This window comes from Mucilaginibacter gracilis (genome assembly GCF_003633615.1).
GTDB classification, from domain to species: domain Bacteria; phylum Bacteroidota; class Bacteroidia; order Sphingobacteriales; family Sphingobacteriaceae; genus Mucilaginibacter; species Mucilaginibacter gracilis.
Genome location: NZ_RBKU01000001.1, coordinates 1,272,625 through 1,291,051, shown reverse-complemented (window position 1 = coordinate 1,291,051; position 18,427 = coordinate 1,272,625). Strand labels below are relative to the sequence as shown.

Annotated in this window: 18 protein-coding genes; 13 read left to right on the top strand and 5 right to left on the bottom strand. The window is 42.5% G+C overall.

The window, feature by feature from the left end:
- Positions 1–20: 20 nt before the first annotated feature.
- A complete protein-coding gene (locus BDD43_RS05530; protein ID WP_050982122.1) occupies positions 21–1,064 on the bottom strand; it encodes a tetratricopeptide repeat protein in 1,044 nt (347 codons plus the stop codon).
- Between the two features lie 340 nt (positions 1,065–1,404).
- On the opposite strand from BDD43_RS05530, the gene BDD43_RS30530 reads away from it, so the two are divergent.
- From BDD43_RS30530 to BDD43_RS05485, 10 genes are all read left to right on the top strand, one after another.
- The gene (locus tag BDD43_RS30530; RefSeq protein ID WP_246001466.1) at positions 1,405–1,626 is read left to right on the top strand and encodes a hypothetical protein; all 222 of its coding nucleotides are present in this window, start codon (positions 1,405–1,407) and stop codon (positions 1,624–1,626) included.
- A gap of 127 nt (positions 1,627–1,753) precedes the next feature.
- Positions 1,754–4,138, top strand: coding sequence for a TonB-dependent receptor (locus BDD43_RS05520; RefSeq protein WP_040626049.1), 2,385 nt, complete (start codon positions 1,754–1,756; stop codon positions 4,136–4,138).
- Between the two features lie 7 nt (positions 4,139–4,145).
- Positions 4,146–4,904, top strand: a complete 759-nt coding sequence (locus BDD43_RS05515) for a DJ-1/PfpI family protein (protein ID WP_008507872.1) — start codon at positions 4,146–4,148, stop codon at positions 4,902–4,904.
- Between the two features lie 14 nt (positions 4,905–4,918).
- Positions 4,919–5,614 (top strand): carboxypeptidase-like regulatory domain-containing protein, encoded by a 696-nt coding sequence (locus tag BDD43_RS30525; RefSeq protein ID WP_040626047.1) that lies wholly within the window; start codon positions 4,919–4,921, stop codon positions 5,612–5,614.
- Positions 5,571–7,277 carry a TonB-dependent receptor gene (locus BDD43_RS05510; protein WP_233276876.1) on the top strand — a complete coding sequence of 569 codons (1,707 nt, stop codon included), beginning with the start codon at positions 5,571–5,573 and terminating at the stop codon, positions 7,275–7,277. Before BDD43_RS30525 ends, BDD43_RS05510 begins: the two co-directional genes overlap by 44 nt.
- 12 nt (positions 7,278–7,289) lie before the next feature.
- Positions 7,290–8,261, top strand: coding sequence for a DJ-1/PfpI family protein (locus BDD43_RS05505; protein ID WP_008507868.1), 972 nt, complete (start codon positions 7,290–7,292; stop codon positions 8,259–8,261).
- Between the two features lie 27 nt (positions 8,262–8,288).
- Positions 8,289–9,059, top strand: coding sequence for an MbnP family protein (locus BDD43_RS05500; RefSeq protein WP_008507866.1), 771 nt, complete (start codon positions 8,289–8,291; stop codon positions 9,057–9,059).
- A gap of 1 nt (position 9,060) precedes the next feature.
- Positions 9,061–10,119: a cytochrome-c peroxidase gene (locus BDD43_RS05495; RefSeq protein ID WP_008507864.1), complete on the top strand. Its 1,059-nt coding sequence runs from the start codon at positions 9,061–9,063 to the stop codon at positions 10,117–10,119.
- Between the two features lie 35 nt (positions 10,120–10,154).
- The gene (locus tag BDD43_RS05490) at positions 10,155–10,652 is read left to right on the top strand and encodes a DUF3347 domain-containing protein (protein ID WP_008507862.1); all 498 of its coding nucleotides are present in this window, start codon (positions 10,155–10,157) and stop codon (positions 10,650–10,652) included.
- A gap of 418 nt (positions 10,653–11,070) precedes the next feature.
- On the top strand, positions 11,071–12,309 hold the full coding sequence (locus BDD43_RS05485) for an IS110 family RNA-guided transposase (RefSeq protein WP_008507860.1): 1,239 nt from the start codon (positions 11,071–11,073) through the stop codon (positions 12,307–12,309).
- A gap of 148 nt (positions 12,310–12,457) precedes the next feature.
- Here BDD43_RS05485 and BDD43_RS05480 read toward each other — a convergent pair whose 3' ends face one another.
- Positions 12,458–13,585: a TlpA family protein disulfide reductase gene (locus BDD43_RS05480; RefSeq protein WP_008507858.1), complete on the bottom strand. Its 1,128-nt coding sequence runs from the start codon at positions 13,583–13,585 to the stop codon at positions 12,458–12,460.
- Between the two features lie 158 nt (positions 13,586–13,743).
- Here BDD43_RS05480 and BDD43_RS05475 point away from each other — a divergent pair, with 158 nt between their 5' ends.
- On the top strand, positions 13,744–14,106 hold the full coding sequence (locus BDD43_RS05475) for a response regulator (RefSeq protein WP_008507856.1): 363 nt from the start codon (positions 13,744–13,746) through the stop codon (positions 14,104–14,106).
- Between the two features lie 16 nt (positions 14,107–14,122).
- The gene (locus BDD43_RS05470; protein ID WP_008507855.1) at positions 14,123–14,650 is read left to right on the top strand and encodes a DUF892 family protein; all 528 of its coding nucleotides are present in this window, start codon (positions 14,123–14,125) and stop codon (positions 14,648–14,650) included.
- A gap of 346 nt (positions 14,651–14,996) precedes the next feature.
- On the opposite strand, the gene BDD43_RS05465 is transcribed toward BDD43_RS05470, so the two are convergent.
- The 3 genes from BDD43_RS05465 to BDD43_RS05455 form a co-directional block, all read right to left on the bottom strand.
- Positions 14,997–15,266: a phytoene desaturase family protein gene (locus BDD43_RS05465; RefSeq protein WP_083839420.1), complete on the bottom strand. Its 270-nt coding sequence runs from the start codon at positions 15,264–15,266 to the stop codon at positions 14,997–14,999.
- Between the two features lie 247 nt (positions 15,267–15,513).
- Positions 15,514–15,753, bottom strand: coding sequence for a hypothetical protein (locus tag BDD43_RS05460; RefSeq protein ID WP_040626040.1), 240 nt, complete (start codon positions 15,751–15,753; stop codon positions 15,514–15,516).
- Between the two features lie 747 nt (positions 15,754–16,500).
- Positions 16,501–17,628, bottom strand: a complete 1,128-nt coding sequence (locus tag BDD43_RS05455; RefSeq protein ID WP_121196770.1) for an ISAs1 family transposase — start codon at positions 17,626–17,628, stop codon at positions 16,501–16,503.
- Between the two features lie 184 nt (positions 17,629–17,812).
- Between BDD43_RS05455 and BDD43_RS05450 the strand changes: the two genes are divergently transcribed.
- Positions 17,813–18,388, top strand: a complete 576-nt coding sequence (locus BDD43_RS05450) for an RNA polymerase sigma-70 factor (RefSeq protein ID WP_008507850.1) — start codon at positions 17,813–17,815, stop codon at positions 18,386–18,388.
- The last annotated feature ends 39 nt before the right edge of the window (positions 18,389–18,427 follow it).

Genomic DNA, 18,427 nt, shown 5'->3' with positions numbered 1-18,427 from the left:
TTGTTCTTGAATTCATTCTGCTAATCGAGCGCTTCCTTTTGCTGCCTTAAAATGTCTTTACGTTTCAACAGTTGCCGGTTTAAATTACGCATCTTCAGGTAAAACATAATTAAGGTTAACGTAATGAATACCAAGGTCACTCCAGCGGCCAGTATAACATTTCGGTGATTGCGCATCTGCTGGTTGTTTATCTCAGACCGCTGCAACTTTATCGTTGCATTGGCCAGGTCATAGTAAGATTGCAAGCCTGCGATATCTTTGGCTTTTTTCAAGGTAAAGAGGCTATCCTGTAACTTGATCTTCCTTTCCAGCGTATATTCAGCTTCCTTATACTTTCCTTGTTGTTTATAGAGATCGACCATCCCTTGATAAACTTCCATCATCAGGTAACGTTGGTTGATCTCCCGGCTGATCCTAAGGACCTGGTTCAACAAAAGCCTGCTGCTGTCCGGCTTGTCCCTGCTTAATACCGAGGCCAGGCTGATCAGCGTGTTAATTTCGTACTCCTTCAAGTGACGTTCCCGGATCAGTACCAGTGCTTCGCTTTCCAGCCTGGCCGCGGCTTTAAAATTCCCTAACTTTTCATAAGCGGCCCCCGCATTGTCCCTGGCTGCCTCGAAAGTCTTTAAAGCCGTTAAAAATTGCTTTGTTGCCTCGGGGTAGTCTCCCTGTTTGATCGCCCAGGCCCCGAGTCCGTTATGGACCGAGGCGATATCCTTTTTTCGCCCGGTTTGCTCAAACAAGATCATGGCAGTACCGAATTTTTGCTTCGCTGCGTCCATCTTTCCCTCGTTGAGGTCCAGCTCCGCTAAAAAACGGCTGAATGCAGCTTTACCGTAAACAAAATTTAATTTTTCAGAAAGTTGCAATCCCTGGCGTGCGTAAATCCCTGCTGAATCCGGTTTAATATTCCTGTAATATTCCGTAATGGATTGGATAATTAGCGCTTTAATGGTGTCTGCCGGTGCTTTTTTCAGCTTTACCAATAATGAAGGAAGCTTGTTTTGCGCCATCATTTGAAAGCTGCCGAAAAGGCACAGTAGCAGAAGTATTTTTGTTTTCATATCACGTTTTGTATACGTGCGAAACTTTCCGAATATAACTAAACGAAACAATTATCATAACGCTTATTTTGGCAGCAGGGGGAACCTCCTCAATATAAGAATAATTAATTTGGAATGAATCTAAATAGCGATACTGCGGAAACTATTTGCAATTAGCTTTACCTTTGCGTCAATGTCCAAACGGTTTGCCGCCATGTTGCTCCTTGTAACGCTGATTAGTTCCAACTTCTCAGTGTTTATGGTATATGCCGGATTTCAAATGAACCAGAAGTACATTGCCGAAACGCTTTGTGTCAACCGATCCCGTCCCTGGATGCACTGTAATGGTAAGTGCTATTTCATGAAGAAGATCCACCAGGCCGAAGAAAGCGAAAAAAAGCAGGAAGCAAAAGACAACTTGAACCGCCTGGAAGTTTCCTTTTTTCAAGAGCCATTTCAGTTTTCATCTGTTGCTCCCACTATTTTAGAAACGGTAAAAAGTAGTTTTCCCGCTTATACTTATCAATACAGCAGCCGCGATATTGAAACCATCTTCAGACCGCCCAAGCAGCAGATCGCTTAACCTCCATCTATTTTAATGTATCGTTACGAACAGTTTTGAACTGTCTCTGCGATTCGACTATTTATTTGGCTTTCGGCAATGCCTGCATTTTATGCTGTGCATGTCCCTATGCTATTACAGTGATCTGATGAAATTTTTATATACTTTTTTAATCTTATTATTTACTTTACCCGCCATTGGGCAAACCATTAAAGGCAACATAATATCCTCTGATGGAGAGCCTTTAAGCAATATCAGCGTTAAACTGGAAGGAACCAGTAACGGCACCCGAACCGAAGAGAACGGAGATTTTGTATTGCGTAATATCAAACCGGGCACTTATACCCTAATTGCTTCAGGCATCGGCTACACCGCCAGCAAACAAAACCTGATCGTAATTTCCGGGAAGAATAATTTTCTAACCCTTGAACTGAACAAGGCCACGCAGCAGCTTTCGGAAGTTGTTATCGGTAGCCGCAAGAACCGCCAGCGGGATAAGGCCAGCAGCATTACTTCAAAGTTGCCCTTGAGCAATATTGAGAATCCGCAGGTCATCAATACCGTCTCAAATCAGGTCATCACCGAGCAGGCTGCTACCGACCTGAACAGCATCGTCAAAAACATTCCCGGTGTGGTGAAAGGCTGGTCATCGGTATCAGCATATTATACGAGCCGTGGGTTTAATACCCGTAATTATATCCGTAACGGGGTGGCAGGCTACGTAACCGCCGATATGGACATGGCCAACGTCGAGCAATTGGTTGCCGTAAAAGGCCCATCAGGGACTTTATTCGGTAGTACTTTGGTTTCTTTTGGTGGCTTACTCAACCGCATTACTAAAAAGCCTTTTGATACGACCCATGTGGAGATCGGCTACCAGGCAGGCAGCTATGACCTGAACCGTTTTACAGCCGATATCAATACGCCGCTGAACAAGGACAAAACGGTCTTATTACGCGTAAACGCTGCCCAGCATTACGAGGGTAGTTTCCAGGATGCAGGATTTATCCGCAGCACCTTTATCGCACCAAGCCTTTTTTATAAAGCCAGCGACCGCCTGAGCTTTTCGCTCGACGCGGAGTTTTATAACCGTGAGAGCACTTCTTTACCGCAGATCACACCAGTCGGCCCGATCCAGGCAGGTTCAACTAAAACATGGGCCAGTAACCCGTCACAATTGCCTTTGGAATACAAGCGTTCTTATGGCAATAACAGCGTAACGCTGAAAGATCCGAACCGCAGCATCTACGGACAGGTGAATTATAAAATCAGTGACCAGTGGACTTCTCAAACTAACCTGATCCGTACCAGCGCGGAGAACACAGACAACTACTTAACTTTTACGCTGCTGAAAGGTGACAGTTCCTTAGTGCGCAATGTGTCCAATTATCCGACCAGCTTGTTTACCATCAGCCAGGTTCAGCAAAACTTTATCGGCGATTTTAGTATCGGCAAGGTTCGTAACCGCCTGGTCGTTGGTTTAGAGTTCTATCAGAATGCATCCGCCTTTTCATCCAATGCCCTGAATGGCAGAGCTGGCCGGAAAGCGTTTGACACGTTAAGCATCAAGCATGCGATGCCGAATTATGAACTGATCAGCCCGGCAAGTATTGCTAATAAACTGAACGGCCTTGCCGCAACGTATTCCTCATCAAAACTGAATACCTACGCGGCCTATGCTTCGGATGTAGTAAATATTACTGACCGCTTATCGGCTATGCTTAGTCTAAGGGTTGACCGTTTCAATAATAGCGGAACAACCAATATAACGACTAACGTAACCACCGGCAATTATGACCAGATGGCTTTCGCGCCGAAGTTTGGCTTAGTTTACCAAGTCGTGAAAGACCGGGTATCCCTGTTTGGAAACTACAATAACGGATTTCAGAATGTGGCACCGACAACCCAGCCGGACGGAACCATTTCAACGTTCAAACCGCAGTATGCAAATCAGCTCGAAGGCGGTATCAAAGCGGAACTGGCGCATGACCTGTTAAGTGCTACCGTCAGCTATTACAGCATCAAGGTAGAAAACACGTTAAGGCCGGACGTAACCCGCCCGACCTTTACCGTACAGGAAGGTTCGCAATTCAGCAAAGGCGTGGAAATAGACCTGTATTCAAGGCCCATAACGGGCTTATTGATCAATGCAGGGTTTGCTTACAACGACAGCCAGTTAACTTCTGCCGATGGTACGGTGAATGGGTTACGTCCCGTTAATTCAGGGCCGGATAAAACGGTTAACTTTTACGCCAGTTACAGCCTACCGTTCTCAGACCTGCAAGGTTTGGGTGTTGGCTTTGGCGGTAACTATGCCAGCCGTAACCTGATCGTCAATAACACCACCAACGGGCAATTTTACCTGAACAGCTATACGCTGCTTAACAGCGCCGTGTTTTATAACCGTCCGCGCTACCGTTTTGGCCTTAATGTAGATAACCTGGCGAACAAGCAATTCTACAACGGCGGCTTCGGTACGATCACGCCGGGTATGCTGCGCAGGTATATCGCCACTTTAACCCTTAAATTTTAATTAACCCATGAAAAAGATATGCTTATTGAGCCTGTTCATCAGCCTCTCGCTGATCGTTAATGCACAGATGACTACTCCAACCTTTACCAAAAGATTGAATGTGGCGGTATTTGTTTACCCCGGCGTTGGGTTGGGCGACCTGCAAGGGCCGGTAGATATTTTTACCAAAGCCAATGGTATTACCAAAGGACAATACCATGTTTACACGGTTGCCCTTAAAGCAGGTGTGGTAACTACTCAGGGCGGCACACTGAAATTCACACCCGATTATACGGCAACTGATATGCCCAAACCGGATATTTTGGTGATCCCCGGCGGTACGGTCGGATTAGCGGATTCCATGCGGCACGATCAGCAGGTCATTGGATTTATTCAGCAATACCGCGATAAAGTAGATGTACTCATGTCTATCTGTACAGCGGCTTACTTTGTAGGGCAAACCGGCGCATTTGATGGTCACAAAGTGACTACCCATTTTTTCCAGGCCGATGACTTGCAGCTACAATTCCCTAAATCAACCGTTATCAGGGATGTGCGCTTTGTGGATGAAGGCAAATTGGTTACCGCATCTGGCGTAACCTCCGGAATTGATGCATCGCTGCACCTGGTCGCCCGCTTTAGCGGTGAACGTGTCGAAAAAATGGTCGAAGGCGCGATCCAATATACCATGCACGAACAGGATAAATGGCCCGAAGCATTGGGCGGAATGAAATTCGACCGCGCCAGGCGTGAAAAAATGGGATTGCTCAGGCCGGTAAACAACTAACCTTATTTCAAATCATGAAAACAACTTTAAAACTACTTACGATCATATTAAGCTTCTTTACTGTCACTTCATTTGCACAATCAGCAAAAGTACAGGGTGTTGTTACAACCACCAGCGGAGAAGCCATTGTTAAAACAACGGTTAAATTATTGAATACCAATTATGGCGATATAACAGACAACCAGGGTAGATATAGCATCAACAATTTAGCGGGTGGAAATTATACCATCAGTATTTCAGCAGTAGGGTATGCTTCGCAATTAAAATCCTTTGAACTGAAAAAAGGGCAAGTGCTGACCCTCGATTTTAGGCTGACTGAAAGCAGCAGTCAATTAAATGAGGTGACAGTATCCTCAGAAAAGCGCCAGGAGGCTATCCAGAAAATACCGGCCGCGATCACTTCTTTAGATGCCAAACAGATCAAGGAGTACCGTTTATGGGATATTACGAACCTGACGGCAATCGCACCGAATTTATTTGTGGTGGAGCACGGTAACAGCACCAGTTCCAATTTCTTCAACATTCGCGGAGTGATGGGCTTTTCCAATGAGCAGGCCGTCGCTACTTATGTGGATGGTGTTTACCAGTTTGATTATTTTTCTGCCCCGCCCTTGTTCAACGATGTACAAAGCATCGAGATCCTGCGCGGGCCGCAGGGAACCTTATATGGTCGTAACGCCTATGGGGGGGGTGGTGAACATCACCACTAAGCAACCTGGCAACACGCCGTCCGGTTATGCAGAAATGACTTTCGGTAATTACGGACAGCAGCGTTATACGGTCAGCCTTTCAGAACCTCTAATAAAAGATAAACTGTTTGCCAGCGGTTCATTTACCTATAACCACCGTGGCTCAATTTACTATAATGAATTCACCAAAAGCGGTTTCGACCGCAGAGAGGATTACTCCGGTAACTTTAATTTACGCTATCTGCCATCAGCCCAATGGTCGCTCGCGCTAAACGTGAAAACCGAGAATGACAATGACAAAGGTAGTTTTCCCTGGGTAGGATCAATTGATGATGTCTTTTCCAAACCTTACCAGGTGAACACCAACAATACTAATGTAGAACGCCGGAACAACTTCAACACCTCGCTGGCCGCCAATTACTATGGCAAGGATTTTAACTTTACTTCCGTATCATCCTATATCAACTGGCATGAATATTACGAAGGAAGAGGCGTAGATTATGATTTCAGTCCTTTAGACGCTTTGAGTACCGCCCCTGATCAGCGCCAACATATCTTCGCACAGGAGATCCGTCTTTCTTCACCGTCCGCAAGTGCAAGCAAGTTAAAATGGGTAGCCGGGGCTTATGGGTTTACGCAAAATCTGCACATGATCACGCCGACATTTTATGGACCGGATTACGTGCAATTTGACCCGACTTCCGGTGCGCCATTTACCACCATCGGCAACAGTCACGGCAACAATAAAGGCTATGCATTCTTCGGGCAGGCTACCTATTCGCTAACTAAACAATTAGACTTCACCGCAGGCATACGTTACGATCACGAAAACCGCGGGCTTAGCCAATATACCGATTACCAGAAAGATCCTGCCCCTGCAACCTTGTTAACCCCGAACGCAGATTACAGGGCTAGCTTTAACGCGGTCACCCCCAAATTCGTGTTGAGCTATAAGATACAGGATAACATGCTGCTTTACGGTTCGTATGCAAGGGGCTTCCGTGCAGGAGGATTAAATACCAATGCGACCGATCCTGCGCAAGTGCCTTACCAGCCGGAACATTCGGATAATTACGAGATCGGCTGGAAAAACATGCTGTTTAACAACAAGCTGAAATTCAATCTGACCGCATTTTATCTCGAACAGCATAACCAGCAGATCAGTACCGCCATGGACGGTATTAACGCCTTGATCCTGAATGTTGGTGAAATGCACAATAAAGGTTTGGAACTGGAAGTAACGGCCCTGCCCGTAAAAGGCCTGCAAATTGACTGGAACGCCAGCTATTCCCATGCACGTTATGCTTCGCTGTTGTTGTATAGCGCAGAGGCCAAGGCTGTAGTGAATTACAAAGGCGACCAGCCTATTAATACACCGCCAGTCAGTTCCATGCTGGCTGCCCAATACACGTATGATCTTGCGGGTAGCAAACAGAAATTAGCCGCATTCGTCCGGGGTGAATATCGTTATTTAGACAAGTACTACTTTGATTTTGTGAATGGCTTAAGCCAGCCAGCTTATAGTTTGTTCAACGCTAAAGCAGGTATCAGCAGTAAGAACTTTGAACTGAACTTCTGGGCGCGGAATATTACTGATAAAAAGTACGTCGCTTACGGCTCATTCGGTACTTTCCTTTTGGGAAGCCCGAAAACTTACGGAACGACTTTAATAGCGAAATTTTAAATAAAAGATCTGATGAAAAGACTATTTTTTGCAGCAACTCTCATTTTGATGGTGGCCGCGTGTAAAGACAAATCAAAAGACACAGCAACGGCCACGACAAAAAACCATGAGCAACAAATGGCAGATATACTTCCTGAACCTAAAGTGCAGATCAAGACAATAGGCATCCTCCTTTATGATAACTATGCGGTTTTGGATGCGATGGGGCCTTACCATGTATTGAGTGAACTCATGGGCGCTAAAGTGTTCTTTGTGGGTCGTCATAAAGGATTGATCACCACCGGTGGCGGTATGAAGGTGCAATGTGATACCTCCATTAACGAAGTCAAGCAATTGGATATCCTGGTTATACCCGGCGGCCTGAATGAAACCTTTACCGCCACGAAAGATACCGCTTTGCTGAACTGGATAAAGGCGATAGATGTCCACTCCAAATACACCACCAGCGTTTGTACAGGTGCCTGGATACTGGCCTCGACTGGTTTACTTAAAGGTCATGAAGCCACTACGCATTGGTTCGGTAAGCAGATTTTAAAAGATCAGTTCGGTATCACCGCAGAAGATAAACGTTATGTTCAAAGCGGTAAGTATTGGACAAGTGCAGGAGTTTCTGCGGGAATCGATATGAGCCTCGGATTGATCAATGAAATCATGGGTGAAAAGTACACCCAAACCGTGATGCTTGACCTGGAGTACGATCCTCAACCACCGGTCAAAGGCGGCAGTGAGCATAACACGGATAAAGCGATAGTTGAAAGTGTACGCACCATGTATAACAGTGCTTTACAACCTTTGCTGCACCCAGAAACCGTTTCCGCAAAAGCTAAAATTGACAATGATAAAGACCCGGTTTGTGGAATGGCCCTGGCCGGTTATGCCGATACGGTTCATTACAAAGGAAAGATCATCGGCTTTTGTTCAGCACGTTGCAAAGCAGGTTTCCAGAGAAATCCGACCGCTTACGAAATTCATACAATTAAATAATTAACGGGACTTAAATCATTAAACAATATGAAAAAATTAATCACCCTGCTAATGCTGGCAATCACCGGCTTAACGGTAAGTGCTAAACCAAACCCCGGTGACCCTAAAAAGGCTGCTAAAACTGGTACAGTTGCGGTTCATTTCAAAAACGTAATGGACGGCAAAGCCCTGAAATTGAATGACAGTTTATCGCTGTATCAAAACGCTAATGGTGATGATCTTAAGATCACCACGTTTAAATACTATATCAGCAACGTTAGCCTCATCGCAAAGAATGGCGATAAGATAGCGATACCTGATTCTTATTTTTTGGTGAACGCGGCGGATTCCACTACGCTAAACCAGCAGATCACCAATATTCCCGAAGGAAAATACACGGGCATCACGTTTACTATTGGCGTGGACAGCTTGCGTAATTTCGCTGGTGCGCAAACCGGTGTACTTGACCCGGCCAAAGGGATGTTCTGGAGCTGGAACAGCGGATACATCTTTGTAAAACTGGAGGGGGAATCTCCGAAATCTACGGCTAAGAAGAATCGCTTGACCTTTCATATCGGTGGTGCCAAAGCCCCCAACAATACGATCCGCACCTTTACACAAAAGCTTCCGAAGACCTTAAAGATCAATGACGGCAAACTACCGGAACTTGAACTGATCGCTAATGCAGGCGCTTTGTTCCAGGGTAAAACTACCGTAGATTTTGCCAAACTGAACTTCACGATGGGCGGGCCAAATTCAGTTGTCGTTGCGGATAATTACGCGGATGGGCTTTTTAAGATCACCAAAGTAAAGAACTGATATGAAAGCTAAGGGAATTGTCTTTTTCGTGCTGCTTACATTTATCACTGTCAATACGGCATTCAATTATGGGTTTAAGGGAATTAATTATGGCATCGCAGCCGATAGCGTTCGCTTCGCCGTGCCTGCCAATTTCCCTAGACCTGTATATGATTTTAAAGACAATTCCATAACCAGCAATGGATTTAAGTTGGGCAGAATATTATTCTACGATCCGATCATATCCAAAGACAAGTCCATTTCCTGCGCGAATTGCCACCAGTCTTTTGCCGCTTTTGCAAACCTCGACCATGCCGTTAGTCATGGTGTTGATGAATGCATGGGTACAAGAAATGCGCCGCCTTTATTTAACCTGGCCTGGCAAAAGGAATTTATGTGGGATGGCGGTGTACATCATATCGAAGTGTCGCCCATGAACGCGATGACCAACCCCTGCGAAATGGCGACCGACCTGAATACTATTGTCAGCAGATTACAGCAAACGACGGCTTACCCGGTTTTATTTAAAGCCGCCTTTGGAACAACGGAGATCAATTCACAGCGCACGTTCAGGGCATTGGCACAGTTCACCAGTATGCTTGTTTCCGCAAATTCAAAGTATGATAAGTATATCAGGAAAGAAAAAGGCGGCGATTTTACCGAGGACGAAACGGCGGGTTATGCATTATTCAAACAAAAATGCAGCACCTGTCACCAGGAACCGTTATTTACTGACTTGTCTTACCGCAGTAACGGCCTTGACCTGAAACCTGATGATATTGGCCGGGACAGCATCACTCACCTGGAAACAGACCGGGGTAAATTCCGTGTTCCGTCCCTGCGCAACATCGAACTGACCAGCCCTTACATGCACGACGGCAGGTTTGAGACATTAAAAGAAGTATTAGCCCATTATAATTCTGGGGTAAAGCCGGCTGCAAATCTTGACCCCGCTTTACATCAAAACAATGTTTACGGTATCAGTCTGACGACACTTGAACAACACCAGCTGATCGCCTTTCTTAAAACCTTAACCGACCGGGACTTTGTAAACGATAAGCGTTTCCAGGCACCGGAATAACAACATCAAAAATTAACCATTTAAAAACTAGAGACATGAAAACGTTAAAAACAACAGCTTTATTTTTAGCAATGGCAGTGCTATCCATCCTAACCGTTAAAGCACAAAACGCCCAAACAAAACCCATCAATACGGTGATTACCAATTACCTTTCGCTGAAAGATGCCTTAGTAAGTGGTGATGGCACGGTGGCCGAGGCTAAAGCTAAAACTTTGCTGGCATCAATTGGCGAAGTGCCTAAAACAGGTCTAAGCGCTGATGAAGCCGCCTTACTACCCAAACTGGAGTTTGACAGCAGGCATATCAGCGAAGTGAACAAGATCGATCATCAGCGCGAACACTTCGCCAGCCTTTCCAACAACCTGTACACTTTGGTTAAAAAACTGAAAGTTAATAATAGCGTGCTTTACCGCCAGTACTGCACCATGACCAAACGTTATTTCCTAAGTGATTCTGATAAAGGAAAAGATCCCTACATGGGTATGGCTAATTGCAGCAAGGTCACCGAAACTTTGCCTGCGGCTAAAAAATAGATTTGAAAACGCTTAAATTTATGTGGTGAAAAAAACGCTCCTTATCCTGTTAAGGCTACTTTATCAATGACCTGGTTCTGAATTACACGAAGCGTAAATACGAGATCAGCCTAACGATCAATAATTATTCAATATCAAATGGAAAGAAGCGCAATTTGAAACAGTTATCAGGTTAAAGGCCAGTCGGCGGTAGATGGTATCGCTTTTACGCCTGGCGCGAAGTTCACAGCTTTATTGCATGTAGCTTTTTTCTTTTAGTACCTTTACAATTAGGCTCAATACTACACCATGTATAGAATATTGGTAATAAAATTTATTCATATTTCCTGATAACTATTAATTTAACCTAAGTATTATGATTCGAAAAACATCCGGGCTCATAAAAATGTAGTTCATAGATAATCAAAGGAGGATATTTATGAAACAGCAAGTTATTGAAGATGTAAACATTATGCCTCAATTAGACAAAGCTTGTGGTCTTGACATGCACAAAGATAAGATCGTCGGCTTTATCTCCGGGAAAGATGGTAGCAATCAGGAGTTTATGGAGTTCGGCACTTATACCTGTGAACTCAAAAAGATCAGAGATTGGTTACAAGAGAATGATATTCACCACTGCCTGATGGAAAGCACGGGCATTTATTGGATGAGCTTACATGCCATACTTACAGAAGCAGGTATCGAAGTCATTGTTGCAAATCCTGTTCACATTAAGCAAATACCTAAGCGAAAAACTGATCGCAAGGATGCCAAATGGCTTTGTACATTATTACTACACGGTTTAATTAGACCAAGTTTTATGCCTGATAGTACCCAGCGCATAATCAGAGATTATTGCGGTAATCGCCTTTTTTATACATGGCAGCTCAACCAAATAAGGAACCGCCTACTGAAGATACTGGAAAGCAATAACATCAAACTTCGCTCTGTTATCAGTTCGATTCATACTTTATCAGCTATGGATATGATACGACTGTTGGCAAAAGGTGTCACAGATCAGGAACAATTGCTAAGTTGTGCCAGAGGCAAAGTAATTAAAAAGAAAGAACAGTTGATCAAAGCATTAGATGTTACGTTGCAAACCTATCATCATACTCAACTGCAAATGTTATTAGAAGATTATGATCATGTTCAAAAGCAAGTCGACTTTTTAGATAAGTCAATTACTGAAATTATCATTGAGCATTATGCACAAGCATTCGAATGCCTTGATAGCATCAGCGGCATTGGTGTTAAATCAGCCGAAATCATTATTAGCGAAACAGGAAAAGATATGAGCCGTTGTCCAACAGCTGATCATTTTACCGCCTGGTGCGGTATAGCTCCCGGTAACAACGAGAGTGCAGGTAAGCGAAAAAACACTGCAATAAAAAAAGGTAACAGTTATTTAAGAGTTGCAATTGTTGGTGCGGCTTGGGCCGCTGTTCGAATGAAAGAATCTTACTGGCATGCTTTGTTTGATAAATTACGGAAACGAATGAAAGCGCAGAAAGCTATAGTTGCCGTCGCAAGAAGGTTGCTTAAAGTTGTGTATAATACATTAGAAACGCTAACTATTTACAAAGAGAAGGGCATTGCTCACTTCGTAGACTTGCAGGCTAAAGCAGCTTTGTATAATAACGCGAAGCTGTCGTGGCCTCAAAGCAATATTGATTAACAAACTAAAAGGACGGAAAAGGTTATAGAATAAAGAGTCTGAAACCTAAGCTGCCAAAACTGTAGATAGCACCCAGGCTTGTTCCATGAGAACGCAGAGGAAACTTATTTTTCAAAGCCTGAGGTCAACGATTATGTCTGAATAGGTACTATTTAAGATCATCCATTTTTTTAATAAGTTCATTTTCAAGGTCCTTACTATAGCCTTCAAATGTCGCGGCTATCATACCGTTTTTGTCTATGAGATAAAAACTGGGGTATGCTGAAATCTGAAAGCTTTTGGCCACTTTACTTCCGTTTAGTAGTACCGTATAATTAATATCGTTTTTTTTAGTAAAAGCAATAACAGACTGTTTGGTGTCTGAAGTGTTTACAGTCATAATGTTAACATCGCTTCCTTTATACTTTTCATGCAGCTTTTTTAAGGTAGGTATTGAAAGCATACAGGCAGCGCAAGCGTTAAATGAAAAATCAATTAAGGTAACTTTTCCTTTTAGCTGAGCATTGGTCACAATATTTCCCTGTAAATCATGCAGTTCCCAATCGGGCGCACTATTGCCCGTTGTAATCATTGCGACCTTTTTCTCAGTATGAAAGTTTGTCGGGATGGTTAAGTTCTTAACATCAATAAAATTCTGAGCATTAACACTGTAATCGGTGTAGCTGCTTTCGTTAACCATTAATGCTATATCATTACTGGTCATATCTCCTTTTCCAAAATTCCCCTGCAAATATTGTTTTATATAAACAGGTAAATAGGTAGTCTTATTTAAACATAAATCATATATTTCCTTACTGGAAGCAGAATCAGTCATTACGACTTTTATATGAAAACAAGCTACATTATTAATAATAGTATCCGGCTTACTTTTAATTTTTTCAGGTGATGTGGCTAATTTCGTTTGTATAAATTGCGCCCAATAGTATGGTGTTTTATAAGGCTCATCCCCGGTTCCTTGCTTAAGCTCATAGGTTTTATTGTTTAAATCCAAATCTATTCTTGTAGAGCCATTGTATATATATTTATATCCTCTGCTTTCCAACATAACATAGAGTTCAGATTTGTCATTTTCGCTTATACGGCTTACTGATGATTTAACATTAAATGAGATCCAGTCACCGCTGAAAGGGTTCTTTTGACGTTCGACTTGTGAATAACTAACATTACGATATCGGTTAATTATTTCAACAGCTTTATTCAGAGTACTTATCTGAGCAATTGTCTGGTTACTGATTAATAAGCAAATAGCACAAAACCAAATAAGTTTGTTTGTCATGTAGCTAAGATAGGCATGATAATGAGAATCAAAAATTAATCTCCAAATATCGCGAAGTAAAATTATAAGGACACAGTTATTTTTAGAGGAACAAACTATTATTAACTTAAATAGACGATTACTCGATAAACTGGACTATTATTTGCGGACAACTTAACATGGCGAAAAGAATACTCTTAATTGACGACGATGAAGACATTTTGGAGATATTGAATGTTGTCTTCCAGGAGAACGGTTATGAAGCCGTATTATCCAACACCAGTGAAGCGGCTGAACATATAAGGATTATACAACCTGATATGGTTTTACTTGATGTTCGTATTGTCGGCTATGCTAAAAGCGGACCGGAAATATGTAAGGAGATCAAATCAAAATTAGAAACCAGGCAACTTCCTGTAATGCTCGTCTCGGGTGAAACTGATTTGGCCGTACTCGCTAAGGAATGCGGCGCTAATTCGTTTATTGCTAAGCCATTTGATATTTTCGACTTGTTATCTCACGTAAAAGAGTACTTATCTTAGCATTAAACAATTACCGATGTCAGAACTATCCGATAAATCATCTTCTCCGAAAAAAATAAAGTTAGGTTCTGAAAAATTAAAGATTTTTTTTGTTAACCACCTCAACCGTATCTATTATGCAAAGGCGCACTTGGTCAACTGGCTGCCGCAATTAAAGAACGAAGTTTATTTTAATGACTTGCAGTTAGCCATTACGGAAACCGTCAACGATGTTGAAAAGCAATTAGCAAGAATGGAGGTAATCTATGAATTGCTTGATGCACAAATATCGAAAGGGAGTATAAACGGTTTGACGGGACTAGTGGACGATGCTTATAATGCTATAAAGGAACAAACTGGCCAAGCAGAACTTCGTGATATGTCAATTATATTCTATCTTCAAAATATTGAAAGCGTAGAAATGGCTTCTTTCCAAGTGCTGCAAATGGCGGCTGTTAAACTTAAAAACAAACAGATTAAACAGCTTCTAAAAGAAAATTACGATGAAGCCAAGGCAGACCGAACTCTGCTACTTTTAATCGCTGCAAAATATATTACGAAGTGATATGATAGTCGATTCATACTACTGCGAGTGGACATGGTTGACTTTTAAAATTCGATTTGCGCGTGTTCATTGCTCTTTAATGCGAAAAAAACGTAATCCTTTTCAATTAAGAAACAAAACTATCAGTACGAAAATTCTACTTATTTAAATCATAAGCCGGGTAAGTTATCAGGTGTTTCATTATTAACCCATCCACGCATCCCCTCATCCATATACTGAGTCAGCAAATCAGCTGACGCTAGATCTGGCTCCGGGAAGCTTTAATAACAAACACATTCTTATTGGCCCAATTAGTCCTGGCTGAAAGAAAACCAAGCCAAATCAGCAAGCCAATTTGGCTATTTTCTTACCCAATATCTGCTTTATAACCGAAATCGTTGAAGAAGTTTTCAAAGACCTCCGGCATCCAGTACCAGCTCGGTCCCGTATCAAAAGTGTACCCACCGGCTTGCAGGCTCCTCGCGCGCCCCCCGATATGCTCATTTTTTTCATAAACACTTACATTGCATCCTGACTTCGCAAGGTATGCCGCGGCACTAAAGCCGACAAATCCGGATCCAATAACGGCAGCGGAAAACCTGTTAACTGATTTACACGGAGGCAAATTAATTGACATAGTCATAGAAATGGATTTTTTTCTAGCACAAATGTGATACAGTAATGTACTATAATTAAATAATTGTCTCAATTATCTACAATGATTATTTTATAACTTACATGGGATATGGGTTATTAATGTGTATCAAATGGAGCACCCATTCCGTTGATACGGGGAGATCAAAATAAAAAGTACAACCAAATTACAAAACCCGCTACATTTTTAATTTTTCATTAGAAATTATGTGCTACACTAAATGTAGGCGTTACATCAGCAGTTCCATGATGGATTCGGGCTCATATTTAACCAGCTGCTGGTAAAATAAAAGTGGCAGTAAGAGATGCGGATGCAAATGTTCCTCACCAAATAGCATCGCTGGTAATATAGATTTTACAGTGATTAAACTAAACGTTGATACCACAAGGAAGGAAACATCCCAATAATTTACCCCGGAATGGTTACCCGAAAAACTGATATCTGTTTCGCTTGAAGGTAAAGGCTGCAATGCCAGTATATTGCCATAGAACGTAATATTTTTAACGAGTATGTGCTGAATGTTAGTGCCGCCTGAAAGTAATTCCCAATCAAATTTTAACTGGATATTTCACAATGTAGCGTCCCCGCCGCTCGCTCCTTAAATGGTGGTGTTATTCCATGTAGTACTTGAAAACGTAAACGTTAAAGGTACGGAGCCGCCAAATATATTATAACTTATAATAATATGATGACTACCATTGTTAAGGCTGGTTGAAGCTGACTTAAAGTGGTAACAGTAACCACAACAAGTGAACCAGCACCTTTAGCCGTTGAATACCCGCCGCTATTTGTAGTTGCCAGGCGTTACCTTGATCAGCCAAATTTAAATCGGGGCAGGAGCTATCATCCACTTTTTTAAGCCATTAAGAAGAGATAGTGAACAAAATTAAAGTGCAAAATAAATTAACCTGCTCTGATTTTTTAAATACAAAAAGTTCTTTCCATAGAACTTACCATTAATGGTTGGTATATATTGATTTAAGTTTATCGATAGCAAAGTAGGTAATATGGGTTTATAATACTTCAAACTGCATTTGTTGCTGAAGCTGACAATTTGGCAAGAATCATACTTGGTATAGAGGAATTAACTTCCGCATACCTCAGATTATTGCTGCTTATAACTGCCAAAACAATAAACAGGCTCATTTTAATACAAAAGCTACGAATATATGAGTAAACACCAAGTTACCTTGCTGTTAATGCCAGGGCCGACGCATTAGGAATTTGTTTTAGCGATTAATTGTAATGAAAGAAGAAATTTATGGTTCCACCCGGCCATTTTTCTTTTTGCTTTCAGGCTGGCCTTACTGGTTTTGTCGGCTTTTAGGATATTTAGGGCTATCTTTCTGACTACGGCAAGGTTTTGGGCGGTCTGTTTGTTCCGTGTGGTATTGTAATCTTCGCCAAATCCGACATCCAACTGCCAGTGCAATTGGTTCTCAATGCCCCAATGTGCGCGGATGGCTTGGTTAAAATAGGCAGCATCAGCACGGAGGCTGGAGATATAGTAGCGGTCTTGTATGGAGTGGCTGTCACCTATTATCCTTTCCGAGGTTATTTTGATGATGGTCTTTATTCCCTTCCAATTTTCCTTTTCGTCAACCCAGTTAAGTTCATGAATGACTTTGCAGTCTCTGATCTCCGCCCGCCCGTGGCCCTTATCCAGGTGCTGGCTGTAACTGTCTTCTTTAAAGTTGAACTGATTGATTACCTGTTCATAAAGTGTTTCCTGGTTCTGTTTCAAAGCAAGGATATAATCGCCCTGGCTTTCGACAATCTGTTCAGCAATCGCTTTCTGTGTACCCATTGCGTCGATGCTTACTACCGCCCCTTTGATGTTCAATAGCGATAACAATGCTGGGATCGCCGTAATCTCATTGCTCTTGTCATCCACTTTTTGTTGCCCCAGTACCAACTGGTTACGACCCGACCAGGCGCTTACCAAATGCAAGGCCCCCAACCCCTGGTGTTTGCAGGCGCTGTTACAGATGCTCTTTCCATCGATAGCGATCAACTCCTTTTCGCCAGACAGGCCCGACTCCTCAAGACCCCGGCTAAGTTCCGCTGTCCAGGCACGAAAACACTGTTCAAAAAGCGCCGAATCGATCAGCATAAAAACCCGGTTGATCGTGTCATGACTGGGTATGCCGTTTTCAAGAGGCAGCAACTGCTTTAAAAAATCTTCTTTCTCCTTCCCGAATTCTTCCATCTCGTACCAGCTTTCTGCACCACATAGAACGGCCAATACCGACAAAATGATAACTTCCAGTAAATTGTGTTTCTTATTATTACCTGTACGAGGATCAGGTATCCATCTAAAATGATTGTGAAGTGAAGTCGTCATATGCTTTTACAAAGAAAAAACGCTAACCCGACTCTAATCCTCCCGAAACCACAAAAGTTATACCTACGTTTCCAACACTTTGTTCATAACCATATCAACTTTTAACTATTCTTATGCGTCAGCCCTGCTGTTAATGCAATGTACTCGTGTTAATTTATTATTTTTGATCAATTAGCCGTTTTAAATGAATTCCCCGACTGATAATTTAGACGAAGATTTAATATCAATGCTGAAAAACGGCAGCCGGGATGCTTTTACCGAACTTTATAACAGATACAAAGGAATTTTAATACTCCACGCTTACAAAAAGCTGGGCAATTTTGAAGAAGCGAAAGAAATTGTGCAGGAAGTGTTCTCGATGATGTGGCTTAACCATGCCAGTCTTCCTGAGGTTAAAAATACCGGCGCGTATTTATACACTCTTGTTCGTAACAAAGTACTTAATTTTATAGAGCACCGCGGTGTAGAAGCGCGTTATGCCGCCTCTTTCAAAGATTTTATCAGCGATCAGCATTATGTAACCGATCTGCAAATGCGCGAGAAGGAAATGCAGGCGATGATAGACCGCGAAATTGAAGCCCTCCCCCCCAAAATGCGTGAAGTTTTTCTGCTAAGCCGCAAGGAGCACCTCAGCCATAAACAAATTGCTGAAAAGCTTGAAATATCAGAGTTTACGGTAAAAAATCATATTAAAGCTGCCTTAAAAATACTCCGCATGAAGTTAGGTTTACTGGTGCTCATTATGACACATTACCTGTAGCCAACAATTATTTAACCCCTAACTCCGCATAATTACCCC